Origin of the sequence: Rhizobium sp. BK312 (genome assembly GCF_014193605.1) — a bacterium.
Lineage (GTDB): Bacteria > Pseudomonadota > Alphaproteobacteria > Rhizobiales > Rhizobiaceae > Rhizobium.
The window spans coordinates 1-16,081 of the sequence record NZ_JACHZP010000006.1 but is presented as its reverse complement, the minus strand read 5'-3'; the positions used below and the strand labels follow the sequence as shown (position 1 = coordinate 16,081).

At 50.1% G+C, this 16,081-nt stretch carries 11 protein-coding genes and 1 pseudogene; 2 read left to right on the top strand and 10 right to left on the bottom strand.

The features are described from left to right. The first annotated feature begins 336 nt into the window (after positions 1–336). Complete coding sequence (gene rffA, locus FHT85_RS17665) at positions 337–1,482, top strand: dTDP-4-amino-4,6-dideoxygalactose transaminase (RefSeq protein ID WP_112410914.1); 1,146 nt, start codon at positions 337–339, stop codon at positions 1,480–1,482. Positions 1,483–1,686: 204 nt separating this feature from the next. Here rffA and FHT85_RS17660 read toward each other — a convergent pair whose 3' ends face one another. From FHT85_RS17660 to FHT85_RS17615, 10 genes are all read right to left on the bottom strand, one after another. Next, entirely contained in the window at positions 1,687–2,589 is a 903-nt protein-coding gene (locus tag FHT85_RS17660; protein ID WP_112410913.1) for a hypothetical protein, read from the bottom strand. Positions 2,590–2,728: 139 nt separating this feature from the next. Continuing rightward, positions 2,729–3,229, bottom strand: a complete 501-nt coding sequence (locus FHT85_RS17655) for a GtrA family protein (protein WP_112410912.1) — start codon at positions 3,227–3,229, stop codon at positions 2,729–2,731. An 88-nt stretch (positions 3,230–3,317) separates the two neighbouring features. Next, on the bottom strand, positions 3,318–4,058 hold the full coding sequence (locus FHT85_RS17650) for a bifunctional 2-polyprenyl-6-hydroxyphenol methylase/3-demethylubiquinol 3-O-methyltransferase UbiG (RefSeq protein ID WP_162709654.1): 741 nt from the start codon (positions 4,056–4,058) through the stop codon (positions 3,318–3,320). 260 nt (positions 4,059–4,318) lie between these two features. Then, positions 4,319–5,257, bottom strand: a complete 939-nt coding sequence (locus FHT85_RS17645) for a rhamnan synthesis F family protein (RefSeq protein WP_112410910.1) — start codon at positions 5,255–5,257, stop codon at positions 4,319–4,321. A 100-nt stretch (positions 5,258–5,357) separates the two neighbouring features. Beyond that, positions 5,358–7,361: a class I SAM-dependent methyltransferase gene (locus tag FHT85_RS17640; RefSeq protein WP_112410909.1), complete on the bottom strand. Its 2,004-nt coding sequence runs from the start codon at positions 7,359–7,361 to the stop codon at positions 5,358–5,360. Next, positions 7,358–8,683: an ABC transporter ATP-binding protein gene (locus FHT85_RS17635; RefSeq protein ID WP_112410971.1), complete on the bottom strand. Its 1,326-nt coding sequence runs from the start codon at positions 8,681–8,683 to the stop codon at positions 7,358–7,360. Before FHT85_RS17635 ends, FHT85_RS17640 begins: the two co-directional genes overlap by 4 nt. Before the next feature lie 32 nt (positions 8,684–8,715). Further along, the gene (locus FHT85_RS17630; protein ID WP_112410908.1) at positions 8,716–9,765 is read right to left on the bottom strand and encodes a glycosyltransferase family 2 protein; all 1,050 of its coding nucleotides are present in this window, start codon (positions 9,763–9,765) and stop codon (positions 8,716–8,718) included. Further along, the gene (locus FHT85_RS17625; protein ID WP_112410907.1) at positions 9,762–10,700 is read right to left on the bottom strand and encodes an NAD-dependent epimerase/dehydratase family protein; all 939 of its coding nucleotides are present in this window, start codon (positions 10,698–10,700) and stop codon (positions 9,762–9,764) included. Before FHT85_RS17625 ends, FHT85_RS17630 begins: the two co-directional genes overlap by 4 nt. Then, entirely contained in the window at positions 10,693–14,169 is a 3,477-nt protein-coding gene (locus FHT85_RS17620; protein WP_112410906.1) for a glycosyltransferase, read from the bottom strand. Before FHT85_RS17620 ends, FHT85_RS17625 begins: the two co-directional genes overlap by 8 nt. 28 nt (positions 14,170–14,197) lie before the next feature. Next, entirely contained in the window at positions 14,198–15,022 is an 825-nt protein-coding gene (locus FHT85_RS17615) for an ABC transporter permease (RefSeq protein ID WP_312861350.1), read from the bottom strand. A gap of 273 nt (positions 15,023–15,295) precedes the next feature. Here FHT85_RS17615 and FHT85_RS17610 point away from each other — a divergent pair. Further along, positions 15,296–15,517 (top strand): annotated as a pseudogene (locus tag FHT85_RS17610) (IS701 family transposase); the annotation flags it as partial. Positions 15,518–16,081: the final 564 nt, after the last annotated feature.

Sequence of the window (16,081 nt, the reverse complement as noted above, 5' to 3'; positions counted from 1 at the left end):
ATGACAGCGGTGCCATGGCCGACTGGTTGACCACACAAGCCAGCAAGAGGTATTTGTACTACATTGGATGGAATCTCGGCAGCACGGTCCCCTTTCGAAATTCGAAGGACTCGCACAATCTTGTGAAGGAGCTCCGTTCACAAGACTAAATTCCCCGGCCCGATAGTAGATCGGGCCGCCACAGAGCCACACATCTGCGCAACCTGTTGCGTCCTGCAGGACGGTGAGCTTTGGCGAATGTGGTATCTTTCCTGTACAGGGTGGGAGCTACGACGAGGGTTACCGGAGCACCGATACCACATTAAATACGCAGAATCCGATTACCATTGAGGTCGTATGAATAGAATAACCGAAAGAATCCCTTTCAACTGGCCCCACATGACCGGCAAGGAGCTCTACTATATCGCGGAGTCTCACTTTAATGGTGCGCTAGCCGGTGACGGTCCATTCACAAAGCGATGCCATTCATGGATTGAGGCACAGACAGGGTGTGCCAGGGCGCTGTTAACACATTCATGCACTGCGGCATTGGAAATGGCCGCTTTGCTGTTGGATATCTCGCCGGGCGACGAAATTATCATGCCGTCCTATACCTTCGTTTCGACGGCCAACGCCTTTGTCTTACGCGGGGGCGTGCCGGTTTTCGTCGACATCCGCAGCGATACGCTGAACATTGACGAGACTTTGATCGAAGAGGCGATCACGCGACGGACAAAGGCGATTGCCGTTGTCCACTATGCCGGTGTGGCCTGTGAGATGGATACAATTATGGCTATCGCGAAACGCCATGGCCTCAAGGTTGTCGAAGATGCCGCGCAAGGCGTTCAGGCCACCTACAAGGGGCGCGCCTTGGGAAGCATCGGCGATTTGGGCGCTTACAGTTTTCACGAGACGAAGAATGTTATCTCCGGGGAAGGTGGTGCTTTGCTCGTCAACGAGGACGCATACATCCCACGCGCTGAAATCATCCGCGAGAAAGGAACCGACCGCAGTCGTTTTTTCCGGGGGCAAGTCGATAAGTATACCTGGCAGGAAGTAGGTTCGTCTTTTCTGCCGGGAGAAATAATCGCCGCCTTTCTGTGGGCTCAACTGGAGGAGGCTGAGAGGATCACACGCGAACGTTTGGGAAACTGGCAGCGATATCACGAATTGTTGGCGCCTCTGGAAGCGAGTGGCCTCTTTCGGCGGCCGATCGTACCCGATGAATGCCAACAGAATGCGCATATGTATTACGTACTATTGAACGCTGAAATTGATCGAGAGAACCTGCTCGCTGAATTAAGGCAGATGAATATCGGTGCATTCTTTCATTATGTGCCGCTGCATTCGTCGCCGGCTGGCCAGCGGTATGGGCGTGTACATGGCAAAATGACTGTGACTAATAAGCAAGCGGCGCGTCTGGTTCGATTGCCGCTATGGGTTGGATTGACCAATCAACAGCAGGACCGCGTCGTTGAGGTATTAGAGAGTGCCGCGCGGTAAGCGCCTGAAAAATCGGCTCGATCCAATGCGCTGGCGATGATATGCCTGCCAATCGTTGGCAGGAGGAGTGTACATAATTGGTAGGACCATATATCCTTCTTCGTAGCTTGGTGGCTCGCCTTGCACTGGTATTCCGTGGGTTGCTCAGAGGCCTGACTCCTGTAAGCGCCAACGTCTTTTCGATCTTAGCAACGCGCGGGAGGCTTAAGTGAGAATGGCCAAGCCAAATCCGCTACGGCCATAACCGGCGCCGTTGTAGAGCATGTAAGTCTCGCCTTTCACAGAGAAGAAGCTTGGGTATGTTTGTTCCCGTGCTTCCCACTCCTGTTCTTCGCCGATAAACGGGAAATCGGTGTCGTCTCGGCTCCAGTAATGACCATCTTGCGAAAAAGCGCGCCCGAGCCGGTATCTCGAATAACGTCGAGCGTAGAACATTTGGTATCCATCGGAATGCTTACAGACCCAAGGCCTCGAAACAGCGAACTCCTCGCCGCCTAGGACAGGAATGCAAATTTCGTCGGATGGCGTCCAATTGATGCCGTCTGTAGAACTCGATTCACGAATCACATGCGTCATCTCAAGGCCGGTCTCTCTCCATTCAAGGTGTGTGCCATACCACATTCGCCAGCGGTCGTCGTCTTTCATGACGAACGGATAACCGACCGAGAACGGGTCTTGCTCGGAGCGTCCGATAACGGGAGCTTTGCGAATTCTCTCAAAGTGGTTGCCTTCAGCATCGCCCACAGCAACGCCGATGAAGTTGGTGAATGGGACAGTTTTTGTGAGCGTCCAGCCGAGATAGTAGGCTAGCAACTTGCCGTCGTGAGGAACGACACATCCGATCGTCACACCGTCACAATCGAAACCGCCGCGGGGACCAGGAGCGAAAAGCGGCCCGTTCACGTCTGAAACCTGGGTTACCTCTTCACCATTGATACGGAAATCGACGCTGCCAGCATGCGCGCGATTGTCTTTGTCTCGAACGCTGAAGAATACGCGAACTGTATCGTCATTGAGCGCAAGTGGCACCGGGTATGAAGCATGGGAAACACACCAGTCCCCAAGGTGCCGCGGCTCAAAGAGCCGGCCAAGTCTTTTCCAAGGCATAGCGTTTATTTCCTCTCTCTTCTGGCGAGGTAGTCCTCAACTGAGGTTAGCTCCTCTCGCAAAGAAGTGATCAATCGTTTCGGCTACCAAAAGGTTGATATCGCACCGACTTTATTGCTTTAGCGGGGCAGGTGGATTGCTACTGGTGAACGCTTGGTTGGCTACTAGGAAAGACCAAGAAATTCAGGATGAGATATGAGACTCCCGCGGCAGTTCCCGTTGTCACAAGAGCAGCCAACCATGACGAAACGCCGATCGACTCCTGTAGCCAAGTGAAGCTGACGGCCCCGGCGTAAGACAGCGCGCATGTGATCACATACTTTCTAAACTGGCCACCCGTCTTTTTTGAATCTTGAAATGTCCAGTTGCGATTTGCGATAAACGAAACGGTCATTGCGATTGGGCTCAGCAGCAAAACTGCTCTCCACGCTGGCCATCCAAGCGAGATGAGAAGCAGCAGCAGGCAGTAAGAGGTCGCGTTTTGTAGCAGCCCTACAACGGCAAATCGCCAAGCCGACTTGAGGTTCAACCGGATCAGCGCTATCTGCAGACGCTCCGATGCAAGCCCGCTTTCAGGAAGTTCATTTTGTCGATCTCGGGTCATCTCTGGACGATAGCGAACGAAACGACGCGAATCCATACCGCTTTCCGAAACAAGCGACAGAAATACCCTCCTTCGGACAGGCAACTCTCAGTTCGCGTGCCAACTTCTACAGCTGGGAGGTGCATCACGTTCGCTTGACGGCCGCGACAAACCTACTTCCTCCGATCGGGAAGGATATGCCGGCAGAGATAAGCCGGCGCTCCACTTCGAGAACGGCTTCCAGCCCAGAGTTAACAAACCCGGATATCTTTAACTCTGCGGCTGCGTCGAGGGTGTTAGCATCCTTCTTCTTCAGGCGAGCCAATGCCATAAGCGGCAACAGGAAGCTCACGAAAGAAGTCGTCCTCATAATGTTGAATCCGGCGTCCCGGCATTTGTCCTGAAGCTCCTGGGCCGCGTACCGCCGCTTATGGAACGAGCAATCATCGACCGCGCTCCAGAGGGCTGGATGTTGCGGAACGGACAGCAAAACGCCGCCTCCTGGCTTCAATGCCTCATGCATTTGGGAAAGAACGTCGGTGTCTTCGGTGATGTGTTCGAGGACATCGAACGCGCATATTAGGTCAAATTCTTCTCTGAACGGGATCTTTCTCGCGTCCATTTGGAGAACTTCGCCGCTCCCGGACAGTCGCTTTTGTGCTGGACCTAAACCACTAGCGTAGATCTCACTTCCGGTTATGACGCCGCTTGGGAAGGCTTGACGAAGGGCGACGAGAACGAATCCAGTGCCGCAACCAACCTCCATGATCCGATTGGCCGATGGAAAGAACTGTTTCGCCAGATCTCGGACCAGTCGGTTTCTGGCTTTGAACCAGAAGTTCTTGTTCTGCAATTGATCTAACTGCGCGTGGCTGGCGGCGTCCATTCCATCATTTTGCTCGGCGAGATCCGGGGCGAACGCAAGGTATCCTCCAACGGTCTCAGGCTCGAATCCGCAAGATACACACTTCCATGAGGCCGTATCGAAGCGCTGAGCACAGTTAAGGCAGAGTTTCATTCCTACGCTTTCACATCCTGAGATCGTGGCACCGCAGCTTTCTCATAATGATCTGGAGCGTTCAATGGATCGAACAGCCTTTTTCGCTTCGGTGCGAACCTCTATTTTGGAGGAAAGGCTTCCCATGATTAGCGCCCTTGAACACGCCGTCGCGAACTATGGATAAACCGCACAACTTTTTTCGGTAATCTCGCGTAAATAACGTGTAGCAGCCTCAGTAAATACGGATGCTTACGCCAGAAAGCAGGGAGTGCAACTGCGAACTGGTTCTGATGCACGAGTGTCTTTTCGACAAGCTTGAGTAAGTCACTGCTCGTCATTGCTTCGTGTGGAGCACTCAAAATGGGAATGGCATTCTCCATTCCCGCAGCAAGCAACCCTTGTCTTTCAACGACAGTCACAAAGAGGCGCTCCAGCGCATGCGCTGCGGTCCCATCAAGCTGACCATGCTCTTGGGCAAACATGTATTCTGTTTCTTTTTCAATTAAACGTTCAAGACCCGCACGTCTAAACCAAAACATAGATCCAGCAGCGAATCGGCGCGCAGGATGCCCTGCGCTACTTTTACCGTATAGCGCAATAAGGACTTCAGATATTCCAGCCCCGTTAATTGACGTTCGGCCATCAAGTGCCAACAAGTGTGCTTCCGGTGCAATCAACCCGACCCGATGTTCACGCTCCAAAAGACTATGGCCTAGAAGCCTGCCTTCTCCATCAACGCGAAGTAACGAAGCGCAGAGAAATCTGCGCCAGTCTGCACCGTCTACACGGTGCGGAGAATATTTCGTATGCAACTTCAAACCGATATCACTTGCCTGCTTTTCGTCCGCCCTCAGTGCTTTCAAAAATGGAAGAATGTCACGGCCACGATTATCGACCTCAAATTCTTCTGCCGAGTGCAAGTAAGATGTATTCGGGATAGCTGCCGGCGTGCTGCCCACAGGTCTTGTGATGACGAGACGAAAAGGTTGTTTGATGATCCGTTCCAGATCTTTGAGCATCTCTTCCCAGATCTCTGGATAGTAGACGTGCGCAAAAATTGTAAAGGCGGGCAATTGTTCATTCATTTTTCATTGTCCAGCTCGTCCCAGCCTCGAAGCTTCCACGCATTCGGAGGCGGTACAATACTAAACGATGCGACCACCGTTAACTTTGTCATTCTCATAGTTAAAAGAGGCTCTTAAGTCGTTCAAGTAGGCTATTTTGCTGACGTGCAGCCTCGTCTTCCTGAATTTTTCTCTCCATAGAAGTTAGCTGCTCGTGTAGAGAGCTATTCTCCGATTCAAGCCGCCTAATTTGATTTAAATGCGTATCATTGGCATCCTTGAAGACTGACAAATTATTTTCCAACTGTTCATGCAGAGAACTATTCTCAGACTCCAGCCATTTAATTTGCCGTAGGTATGTCTCAGACAGGTCGGATAGCGCGTTAATATGATCGACAAAGGAACGATCACTCAACCTATCAATGTAACTCGGAATTATCTGTGAGTGCCAATCTCGGTATGCGATCGGTCTTGGATCAGCATCCGACGCAAAAGTCATGAATGCAGCTTCTTGCATCGCGAAATCTAAATAATGCTCTTCAAGCAAGTCAAAATCCAGATGCGAGAAAATGTCTTCGAAAAGCCTACCTATAGACAGCCAGCGCAGATCAGCTGGAATTGAAAAACTGGATATCATTCTGATGCAAGTGGTCAGAGCACGAAAGCTGAGGTAGGCAAGAGAAATCTTGTTTTTGCACTCCCATTCCTGGTCAATAACATGAATGGCATTATCGCGTAAAATTATGTTCTGCGGTATCAAATCCAGAAATTGGCCGGATATTGACTGCTCGAGCCGCAATTTTCCGGTGGTCATTTCCCCGGAGCCAGCGTGCATTACCACGATATCTAAATATTCGCGAAGTAGATCAGCTACTTCTTTTGCGGTCCATCCAGGCGTTTGAAAGACTCTTATAAATTTTTCACTGAAGAGAGATCCAGAGTGATAAGCATCTTGCGGTAAGCGATGGGCGTACTGAGAAGAGTTAGCGGCCTGCTCAGCATCGGGGTAAATAAATTCGTTTGTAACGCCTATGCCATGGACATCATCTAATAAAAACTTAGCGGTTTTACAAAAACCAGGTCGTCTTGAGGTTGAAAAATGGTAGGCGAGCACGTTTTCTTCAAAAAGAGGGACTGCCCCGTCCGGGTACGATCTTCCGAGGACCAGAAAGGAGTTTGCCAATTCTGGAAGAAGCGAATTCTCGCCGACAGTTCCCCATGCTCTTTCCAGTGAGAACGATAGATTAAGCGAGGAGAGTTGCAAATCCCTTGATGAGACCTGAGCCGCCAGAATGCCTCCTTCAAATCCGTTGGTTCGATCGTATCCCGCTGGCAGGATGACGCTCGTGGGCAACTTGTAGTCGGGGAACGGCAGTGCAAATTCTACGTCTTCCAATCCGGCTGATTTTAACAATTGTTCAAGCGCAAGACGTCCGTATGTTCTCACTCCCGGTCGATTGTACAGATCGTGAACGCCGACAAAGGGAGATCCAATATGATCTTCCGGAGCTCCTGCTAAATATTTAAGCCCCAGTTGGTTTTCGATGGCAATAATAAGTACGCCACCCGGCTTGAGCAGTCGACGGGCAGTCTTCAACATCTGCAAAGGAGCGTCTTCGCTGCGATTGAACTCACCTGCGTACTCCAAGACACCGATCAAAGTGACCGCGTCGAAAAGAGCTTCCGTATCGAATTCTTCGAATTTGTCATTAATTACAGTGACATTTACTAGATCCCGCGTGCGCTGTGCAGCAATAGCAGCCCGTCGTTGACTGCCCTCCAGGGCCAACACGTTTGCACCATTTTCTCCAAGAAATCGCGTTATGGCACCGCAACCTGCACCAATTTCAAGCACGCTCCCTCGAAGGAGGCGTGCGATCGGCCTCAACAGATTGCCTCTTGCGGGACTCAAATGATACGTGGTCGGCCAATCCTTGCTAGCGGTTCGCAATTCTTGGGAGAAAAGAGAAACATCGGCCGCCTCTTGAAGCGTTCGGAGGAGATTTTCCTCCGTCTCATCTCCATCGCTGTAGCCAAATGATGTCGCATCTTCGCGCGCCCAGACGCCGACATCAGGCAAGAACGAATAGCCCTTCGAGATCAGATATGTGTCGTACCTGCTCATGCAAGACTCATGCGCATGTTAAGATTGGTTAGCCCGAAGAACCGTGAATCAGTCCCGACAGTGATGTGAATAGCGTCATATCTTCTGTCATGCGGGATTATCTCCTCACCGTTTCGAGTTGCCAGACCTAATGAAACGAAAAAATCCCCCTCTCCGAGAGAGCATTCGAATTCCACCGTCGCAACAAAAGTTGTGCCTTCTGTGTAGGCATCTACGGGCGCCGCGCATTCAAGCAGTTCGGAGTTACTACCATATAATGTCACGCCGTCTTTAGTTTTTATGGTCACGCCAAGGATCGGCCGGATAAGGGGGCGTACGATCTTCACCCCAACCAAGAGCTTCACTTTGGATCCCTCGCTAATCATCGCTGGGAACGCAACGCCTTCGCTTGACAGATGAAAATCCGTTATCTGCGCGGATCCATCACCCCACCGGTATTCGTAACTATTGTAAAGTGGGCGCGTTGCGAACGGGTCCGAGGCTACGCCGCCGAAGTCCACTTCTCTCCGCTCAAGTGCCGCACTGTCATTATCCGAATTCGTCTCTTTTTTCTCAACATCTTGAGAATTTTGCCGCTCCTGGCCTCTCCCAAATAAAAGATCGAGATATTTGTTTACGACATCCCGTGGCTTCCCCTGTAACACCATTTGCCCTGCATCGAGCAAAACAGCACTCGAGCAATGTGTCACGACCTGCTCGCTGCTATGCGTGACCAGAAGAATGCTGGTACCGGAGTCTTTTAATTTACTCAAACGTTCAAAACATTTTGCCTGGAACTTGGCGTCCCCTACGGCGAGCGCCTCGTCGACTATTAATATCTCCGGGTCAACTTGCGCCTGCACTGCGAACGCTAGACGCACGATCATTCCGCTAGAGTAGGTTTTTACGGGTTGATCAATGAATTGCCCAATATCCGCAAAGGCGGCAATGCTGTCGAACCGGTCATCAATCTCTTTTTGAGTCAGACCAAGCAACGCTGCATTGAGATAAACGTTCTCCCTTCCGGTGAAATCCGCACTGAAGCCGGACCCCAATTCGAGAAGAGCTGCGATGCGACCGCTCGTTTCTATCGTCCCGCCCGTAGGCGCCAGCGTTCCGGCAATGATCTGCAAAAGAGTCGATTTACCCGATCCATTGCGGCCAACAATTCCAACCGTCTCCCCACGAGGAACTTCAAAACTAATGTTCTTCAAAGCCCAAAATTCGCGGTGGAAGTTTCGTCGGCCACGAAACAGCATTTGTTTCAAGCGATCTTTTGGATCCTCGTAGATATTGTAGCATTTGCTGATATTGGAAATTCGAATTGCGCTTTCGGATTGCATTACGTACCTTTTATCCGTGTCGGAGCTCTGCATCAGGTAAATCGATGGCCAAGCAGCCTTCCCAAATACGGTCGCACACGATCCAAAAGAGGGTTAGATCGTATTACTTCCTGGACATTGCTGCCCTCCAGATGATCAATAACAATATTGTCGATAAAATATCTACGCAAAGCATCATCTTCCAGCAAAATCAACTCGGGAGAATCTATATTCCGCCGCTCCATTGAAGAAATAAACTGACGTATCATCCAGAATACTTTATCATTGCCCTGCAAGTTTATCGAGCTGTGAAGTTTTATTGCGTCGGCTACCCACGTTGAGGGATGTTCGTCAGCGTAAAATTTAACACCTTCAAAGCGACGCATGCCCGTCGCCAACACCCAGCATATTTCAAAAAGCATCCAGGCCCGATTACTCGATATCGTATTGCTACCATGAACGCGGTATTTCATAAGTGGTTGATTTACTAATATGCAGTCGAATTTTTCGGCTGCGCGGAAAAGGAAGTCCCAATCATGGGCAAATCTTAGATTTCTCATTCCGCCAATATCATTGAAGAGCCGGCGAGTAAAAATCATGTTGCTCGTCGTAGAAACGAAGTTTGAAACCAGGAGGTTCGTTGCGAAATCGTCAGACGTTAAAAAAGATGCCGTGGTATCCGGTATCGGCCAGGGCTGCATATTGGACCAACCTTCTTTCGTCCCTAGCACGACCCCGTTTTCATCGATTATGTCGATCCAAGTCGCAGCTAAATCAGCTCTCGTCCTCTCAAGCTCTCCTATGCACGTGCTGAGGCGATCCGAGTGAAAGACGTCATCGGAATTCAAGACGGCAAGAAAATCTCCTTTGGCAAGTTCCAGCCCCCGATTTATTGCGTTGTGGGCTCCAGCATTAGCTTGCTCAATCACTGTCATGCGGCTGTCGGCGTACGCGCGCAGTACCTGCGGAGAGCCATCTTTAGACCCATCATCGACCACGATTAACTCTAAATCGACGTTGGTTTGGTCCAATACGCTTTGAACAGCCTCGCCTATAAAATGTTGATGATTGTAGCTCGGGATGATCACTGATATCTGAGTCATTCGTACAGTGCCCTATTAGCCAATATCCACTCCCATGTCTCTCTTAATCCCAACTCAAGCGGTATTGGAGTGTAACCTGTGCGCTGAGCGAGTTTTTCGATGTTCAAAACGTTATAGCTGACGTCAACGCTACGCTCTGGTAAGCGCCGAACTTCCAGCGTGTGCCCATGCTTAGACACCAAAGGTAATATATGCTTCTCAAGCAAATCTACCGTCGATGTGCCTACTCCGCTCCCGATATTGTAGATCTGACCCGGTTCACCAATGTTTATTAGATCCGCGATTGCGTTCGCAACATCGGTTACGTGGACATAGTCTCTGACCGGAGATCCGTCGCCAAACAAATTAACCGGTTTACCGATTGCCGCAGATGCCAAGGCTGTTGCAACAAGACCTTGTCCCTTAAAGGGTATCTGCCCTGGGCCGTAAGCATTTGCTGGCCGAACTATAAGGGCCGGCAAATTACGCTGGGCAACGTGTAGCTTAATCATGTGCTCTAAGATGAGCTTAGTGGTTCCATAAAGCGAGATAGGGGCCGTAACACTATCCTCCACCAGCGGAATCTTTTTCAGACTCTCACCGTAGACCGTGCCCCCTGACGACACGAAGATGAATCGCTTAATGCCATTCTTCAGGCATTGCTCCATCAACATGACTGTCGGTGCGATATTTGTCTCATACTCAGCGGTTAAGTCTAAACTTTGACTGAGCTGCAAGCTCCCATGTGCAAGATGTACAACGACATCAACTCCCTCCAAGGCGCGATTAAGAGTGTCGCCGTCGCGATAATCACCAACGTAGAGCGCGGCATACACATCTTTGATAGCCGCCTGACTTCTCGCTAGACTCACCACCTCATTGCCAGAAAGCGCAAGGACCTTTCCTAGGTTCCGACCGATGAAGCCGTTTCCGCCAATCAATAGAATTTTAGCCATCGTTTCTCTCGGCGTACGCCAGTGAAGCTTTGTCGAAGCACGCAATATACTGTTGCGCGATGCGGTCGCTGGAAAAACGTTCCAATATGCCTGATGATTGCTGTAGTAAGGAAGCCTTATATTGTGTCAGATTTTTGTGCCATTCATCGAATATTAGCTCTCGCTCCTGTCCGTCCAAGTCAACGGGGATTGTCACACCACCTTGATAATCATCCAGAACCACGCGAATGTCGCCTGTGTCAGTTGCAAAAACAGGGACAGCGAAATTGAGGACCTCTAGCATGGCGATCGGAAGCCCCTCATAAGCCGACGTTATGACGAGGCCAGAAGTCACGCTCGCCAGCTCTAAAGTGTTTGAAATGTATGGTATCCGCAGAACATTCGTGAGGCGTTCCCGCTCTATAAATTCGGCGCACTCAGCCGCGAGCTCTCCATCACCGATGAGGACATATATTTCATCTATTCTACCGAGGCGAGATTTTGCCAGCTTCAAAAACTCGATAGGTCTTTTTTGATTGGTTAGACGCCCCACAAACGTGAATATTCTACCGTCTGCTGGCAAACCGAGTTTTCTTCGAACACTCGCATCCGATAGCAGTCGCGACTTAAATTCTGCAATCCTAGACGCATCGACTGCCGAGTAGATTAGATCGACCTTCTCAATTGGTAACGCCAAATCGTTTACGAAACGGTCCTTGATCCTTTGATTGATTGCAATAAATCGATCAAAGGTACGTATGCCGGGCTCATGATAGCGGTTTATCCACCCCTCCCGAACATCGTAAACCTGTTGGTCAACGATAGGGATATCCCTGAATAAGTTCCGAATGTTATGCGCGTTATCGCCCAACCAGGGCGATCCATTGCAGATCCAGATAAGATCGGGTGATAACCACGATCTAAATCGAATAAGCAGCCGCAGATATTCTGAGTGCGGAACGATCTCAGCCATCTCAATCACTCTCGCACCTGCCTGCTGGAACTGCGCGGCTAAGCTCCCCTGAGATGCGCGCAGGCGCTCCATCGTTATGACTACAAAGTCATAGTGGTCGCGCAATTTTCTTACTATCTCGATCGTATTTCTTTCAACTCCACCGACGGCAACGAAGATCGGAAAGATAAAAACGCATGGCTTAGTTTTCTCAATTTTAGGCAGTCTTGGGGCAGCCGCGACATAGTTCCGCGGGCTGGCACCAGGTGTGTGGAACCGCGCACTCTCTTGGTCATAAATTATGGGCTGATCGAAAATCTCAGCAAGAGAGACGGCCATGAGGGCCGATGCCGTGTCACCGACATTTGTCCGGTAGATTTTGCCTGTAAGGTCAGCGATGGAGCGATGGTTCAGAAGATCATGCAACACTCGGTGAGAGAAAACCGTACCGTTGCGACGGCCCTGCCAGTGTATCAGAGGTCCATCCTCGAGACTTAAAGAGATAAGAGCGACGTCACAATTATTCTCGATAACGGTTAGCCATGCGCCGATGATGTGATCAGAATTTGGAAACTCCTCGGCAGCCGAGAACCAAAGGTAGCACATATCTGCTTGTGGCTCATGTCCAGAATCATTTTCGGCAAGCAAGCCACCCTTCCCATCATGAACGAATATCGGTGAATCGGCGCCCATTAGACTGCGGAAGTTTTCGACCATCTCGCCGTACTCATCTTCGGCGTCCACGATCAGCGCTAGACGACTGTTTGCCATGCGCGTGCCTGGGACACCAACCACTAACGGTTGCTTCCGTCGCAGATGCAGGACATCAAAGAGTTTTTTTAGAAGGTACCGTGGATCCTCTCTCAGCCAGTACAATATGCGAGAGATGCGGTATTTTAAGGTACTCCCAATGTTCTTTGTGGCATTTGCTGACTGATCGATTCGGCCGAGCAGCTCTAATTCCCGATAGGCACGGGTTTGCGCTTCCGAAAAAGCTGTTCCGGTATAACCCGCTGAAAGTGCGTCGAGAACCTCGATTACCTCGGCCCTGCTTAGATCTGGATTTGCTTGAGATTTCGCAGAGACGAATTCCCAGTATGGATCCCAGGCTCTGTTAAAGTGCCTCTCCATCGCGAGGGCGAGTATTTCAGGTTTCGAAGAAAGTTTCTTAAGCACGCCAAAATCATACATCGCTCGAAAAAGGAGGGTATAGCATAGCGTAAGATGAGAGGTTATCGTTCGAGCTGAACGCGTTCCGATAACTGACACCAAATCTTCGAGCGCGTTTAGCCGCGCAACCAGTCCGTCAACTCGCTTCTGCCATTCGACAGATGGTTCGCGAGTACCTCTTGATCCCAACTTTGACAGGGCTGTTTCGAGCAAGCCTATGCCCAGCATTTGCCCCACGCCCGGGTGAATATCCCGGAATACCACGGCCATCTCACCCGACGAGGTCTGGCGCTTGCAAAATCCTTTTACCTCGTACGGATGATAGTGCTGACCCCGAGCATCGGTAGTGTAAAATATCTTCATACCCTGCAATGATAGACGATACCCTAGTTCCGTGTCCTCAAAACCATATTTATCAAATCTATGATCAAACAATGCCGCCTGTTTTAGTAAAAATGACCGATCGATACAAATGTTGCACGTATAGAAGTGCCTAAAATCAACAAAAGAATTACTCTCTAGTCGATTAAAACTAAACTGCTCATTCCCAATCTCGGTAATGTGCGTCATTAAATGGTTTAATTTCAAGTCGTCAGCCCATTCGACAAGGCCTAGAGTTGCTACTGATTTGCCAAGCTCACGTCCAAGTCTCGCATGAACATTAATTATTTGCTTGTCGGGAAAAATGTCATCTCCGACCAATAGTAGCCTCTCACCACGGGCTCTGAGAATTGCTGCATTCCTCGCCGCGGAGGCCCCACCATGATCATTTCTCAGAACAACGATTGGCAGATCTGCAACGCTTTCTAGGTATTCTACAGATCCATCATTTGAGCCATCATCCGAGAATATCAACTCGAAGGGATATTCCGAGTGGAGAGCAACTTCGCGCCACGCTGAGACGGCCTTTTGGAGCAGAGATATCCTGTTATAGGTCGGAACTATGACGCTGATTTCTGGTGTCGTTCGAGATATATCCGCAGCTGAAACGCTCCGATTGACGTCGGTAGTTTGTTCACGATATTCATTCTTGATCCAGGGAAGGTCCAAGGAGGAGTTTATATGCCTTCCCTCCAGCCTTCCGTGCAACTCGTAATGCACCAGCGGAGGTACGTTGAGTGAAGCAACATCCGGATATCTTTGCAGATAATACGCGGTATTGAACTCCGAGCCAGGATTCCTAAGCTCCCTCCACCCAATTGCGAGATAATGAGCTAGAGCGTCTACTCCTGCATTTTTTACATCGGGGTAGTTCTCATGATACCACTTCGCATTAAAGAGGCGACTCTTACGCAACGCTGCTCGCCACTTGTAATGCTCTGCAAGATCTTCGACTTTTTGCCCCATTGCCAGAATGATATTCACCATACGTCTCGATTCCTTTGCAGGCTTTTCATCACAATACGTCGGCGAATCCGCGACGCGTCTTCTGAAACCAAATGAACCCTAGCAAAGACACAATTATACTAGCCATGTAGTAAAGCGCGAGATACCGCAGTGGGGGCGAGGTCCCCCAGATTAGTACATCTCGGCTGGCTTCAATAACAAAGGTTAATGGGTTGAGATACATTAGGGGTCTGTATTTCTCGGATATGGCTGTAATTGGGTAAAACAACGGCGAGAGAAACATAAGAGTCGTTATGATAATACCTGTTATTTGCGAGATATCCCGCAAGTAAACACCAGTAGCAGCAAGAAACCATGACAATCCCATTGTCATAAAAACTAATGGGATCAAAATAAAAGGAAATAAAACTACCGAAAGAGGAACACTGCCGAGCAAAAACGTCTCGGCTACTAGAAGGACAATCAAGCTAACAATTGTGTGAAAAAGTGCGCCTCCCATTGAAACCCATGGTAGAATTTCGAGTGGGAAGATTACCTTTTTGACATAATTCGGATTATTCACAATAAGAGAAGGCGCGCGAGTAACGCATTCAGCAAACAAACCGTGCACGACCATCCCGGTAAAAATAATGACAGCGAAGTCGCCGGTATCATGTGGCTCTGTCGTTCCCCATCTAGATTTGAACACAACCCCAAAAATAAATGTATATACAACCAGAAGCAGAATTGGATTAAAAAATGACCATGCAAGCCCCATCAATGATCCACGGTAACGGCCAACGACTTCTCGCTTTGTCATGGTAGAGATGATGGCACGGTTGGTCCATAAGCTGCCAATCAACGCACGCGAATCTAGGATTCTCTGATAAATCACACCGTAACTCCAGATTGGGGACGTGTCTGGCATACCTGCCGCAGGTGCTTTACAGGCAACCGGATACAATCTCAACCTGATTCGGTGGCAGCTGACCTTCTGAAGCGCAACACAGCGGCGCGGCACTCATATTGGATTGAAGTTGGCAGACTTCATCGTCCCGCGGGCAGAGATGCTGAACCACCCCGGGTTTGCCGCAGAGCGTTTGGTTTAAGTTATTCCGCCATGGCTGGCACATCCGGCATGGCGTCGCGGCGTTCTTGGGCCTCTGCTGAGGAGGTCTGGGTCATTGGCGAGCATCGCTCTACTGGTGAGCGCAAATATTATCTCTCCAATCTTCCCGCCAAAACTCCGCTCAAGCAGCTCGCCGGCGCTATCAAGGCACACTATGCGAAGAAGGCGCGTCAGCAACTCAAGGAAGAACTCGGCCTTGATCATTTCGAAGGACGCTCCTGGATCGGCCTTCGCCGGCACGTGTTGATGACGATGATCGCTTAAGCCTTCCTATAATCTCACCGCCTCATACAAGCGGCAGGGAGAAAAAAGAACCAAGGCCCTTCGCCACAGCCAAGCCTTCCAGCGGCCCGGGTGGCTATTCTAAACGCGCTCGAACAGCCCCGCCAAATTTCTGCCCGCACTGCAGGAAATCCATCCTTTCTAAAAATCTGCCAAAGTAGTGATGGGCGCTGTCGTCGGTGCTTTGCTTGTTCTGTTTGGGATTTGTGTCGGATCGCTCTTTGTTTGGGCGAGCGGCACCGTTTCTGCGATTGTCCGCCCTTGATTGAACCTTTGAGGCTGGCGCGATCGTCAGCCTCTAGGCCGGTAGCCATATGGCGGTTAACTGGCAGCGGCTGGAGTCAACAATGAGAAGTCCGGCATAACAGCAGGCTTTTATGCTGATGCGCAATCATATATGGCTTGGCGCTCGCCGTTTTGCGCCGATGGAAATTATCAAGTGTGCTCGATGTCCCTAACTGCGCTCGCCGAAACTTCTTTTACACCGTCACAAACCATGCCGGTCTATCTTATCAATATCGACCGGGCAGCCGAACGACTGAC

What these genes read in the sequence shown, in the direction of transcription:
- rffA (WP_112410914.1), top strand. Translation starts at nt 337, where the DNA reads ATGAATAGAATAACCGAAAGAATCCCTTTCAACTGGCCCCACATGACC.
- FHT85_RS17660 (WP_112410913.1), bottom strand. Translation starts at nt 2,589, where the DNA reads ATGCCTTGGAAAAGACTTGGCCGGCTCTTTGAGCCGCGGCACCTTGGG.
- FHT85_RS17655 (WP_112410912.1), bottom strand. Translation starts at nt 3,229, where the DNA reads ATGGATTCGCGTCGTTTCGTTCGCTATCGTCCAGAGATGACCCGAGAT.
- FHT85_RS17650 (WP_162709654.1), bottom strand. Translation starts at nt 4,058, where the DNA reads ATGGACGCCGCCAGCCACGCGCAGTTAGATCAATTGCAGAACAAGAAC.
- FHT85_RS17645 (WP_112410910.1), bottom strand. Translation starts at nt 5,257, where the DNA reads ATGAATGAACAATTGCCCGCCTTTACAATTTTTGCGCACGTCTACTAT.
- FHT85_RS17640 (WP_112410909.1), bottom strand. Translation starts at nt 7,361, where the DNA reads ATGAGCAGGTACGACACATATCTGATCTCGAAGGGCTATTCGTTCTTG.
- FHT85_RS17635 (WP_112410971.1), bottom strand. Translation starts at nt 8,683, where the DNA reads ATGCAATCCGAAAGCGCAATTCGAATTTCCAATATCAGCAAATGCTAC.
- FHT85_RS17630 (WP_112410908.1), bottom strand. Translation starts at nt 9,765, where the DNA reads ATGACTCAGATATCAGTGATCATCCCGAGCTACAATCATCAACATTTT.
- FHT85_RS17625 (WP_112410907.1), bottom strand. Translation starts at nt 10,700, where the DNA reads ATGGCTAAAATTCTATTGATTGGCGGAAACGGCTTCATCGGTCGGAAC.
- FHT85_RS17620 (WP_112410906.1), bottom strand. Translation starts at nt 14,169, where the DNA reads ATGGTGAATATCATTCTGGCAATGGGGCAAAAAGTCGAAGATCTTGCA.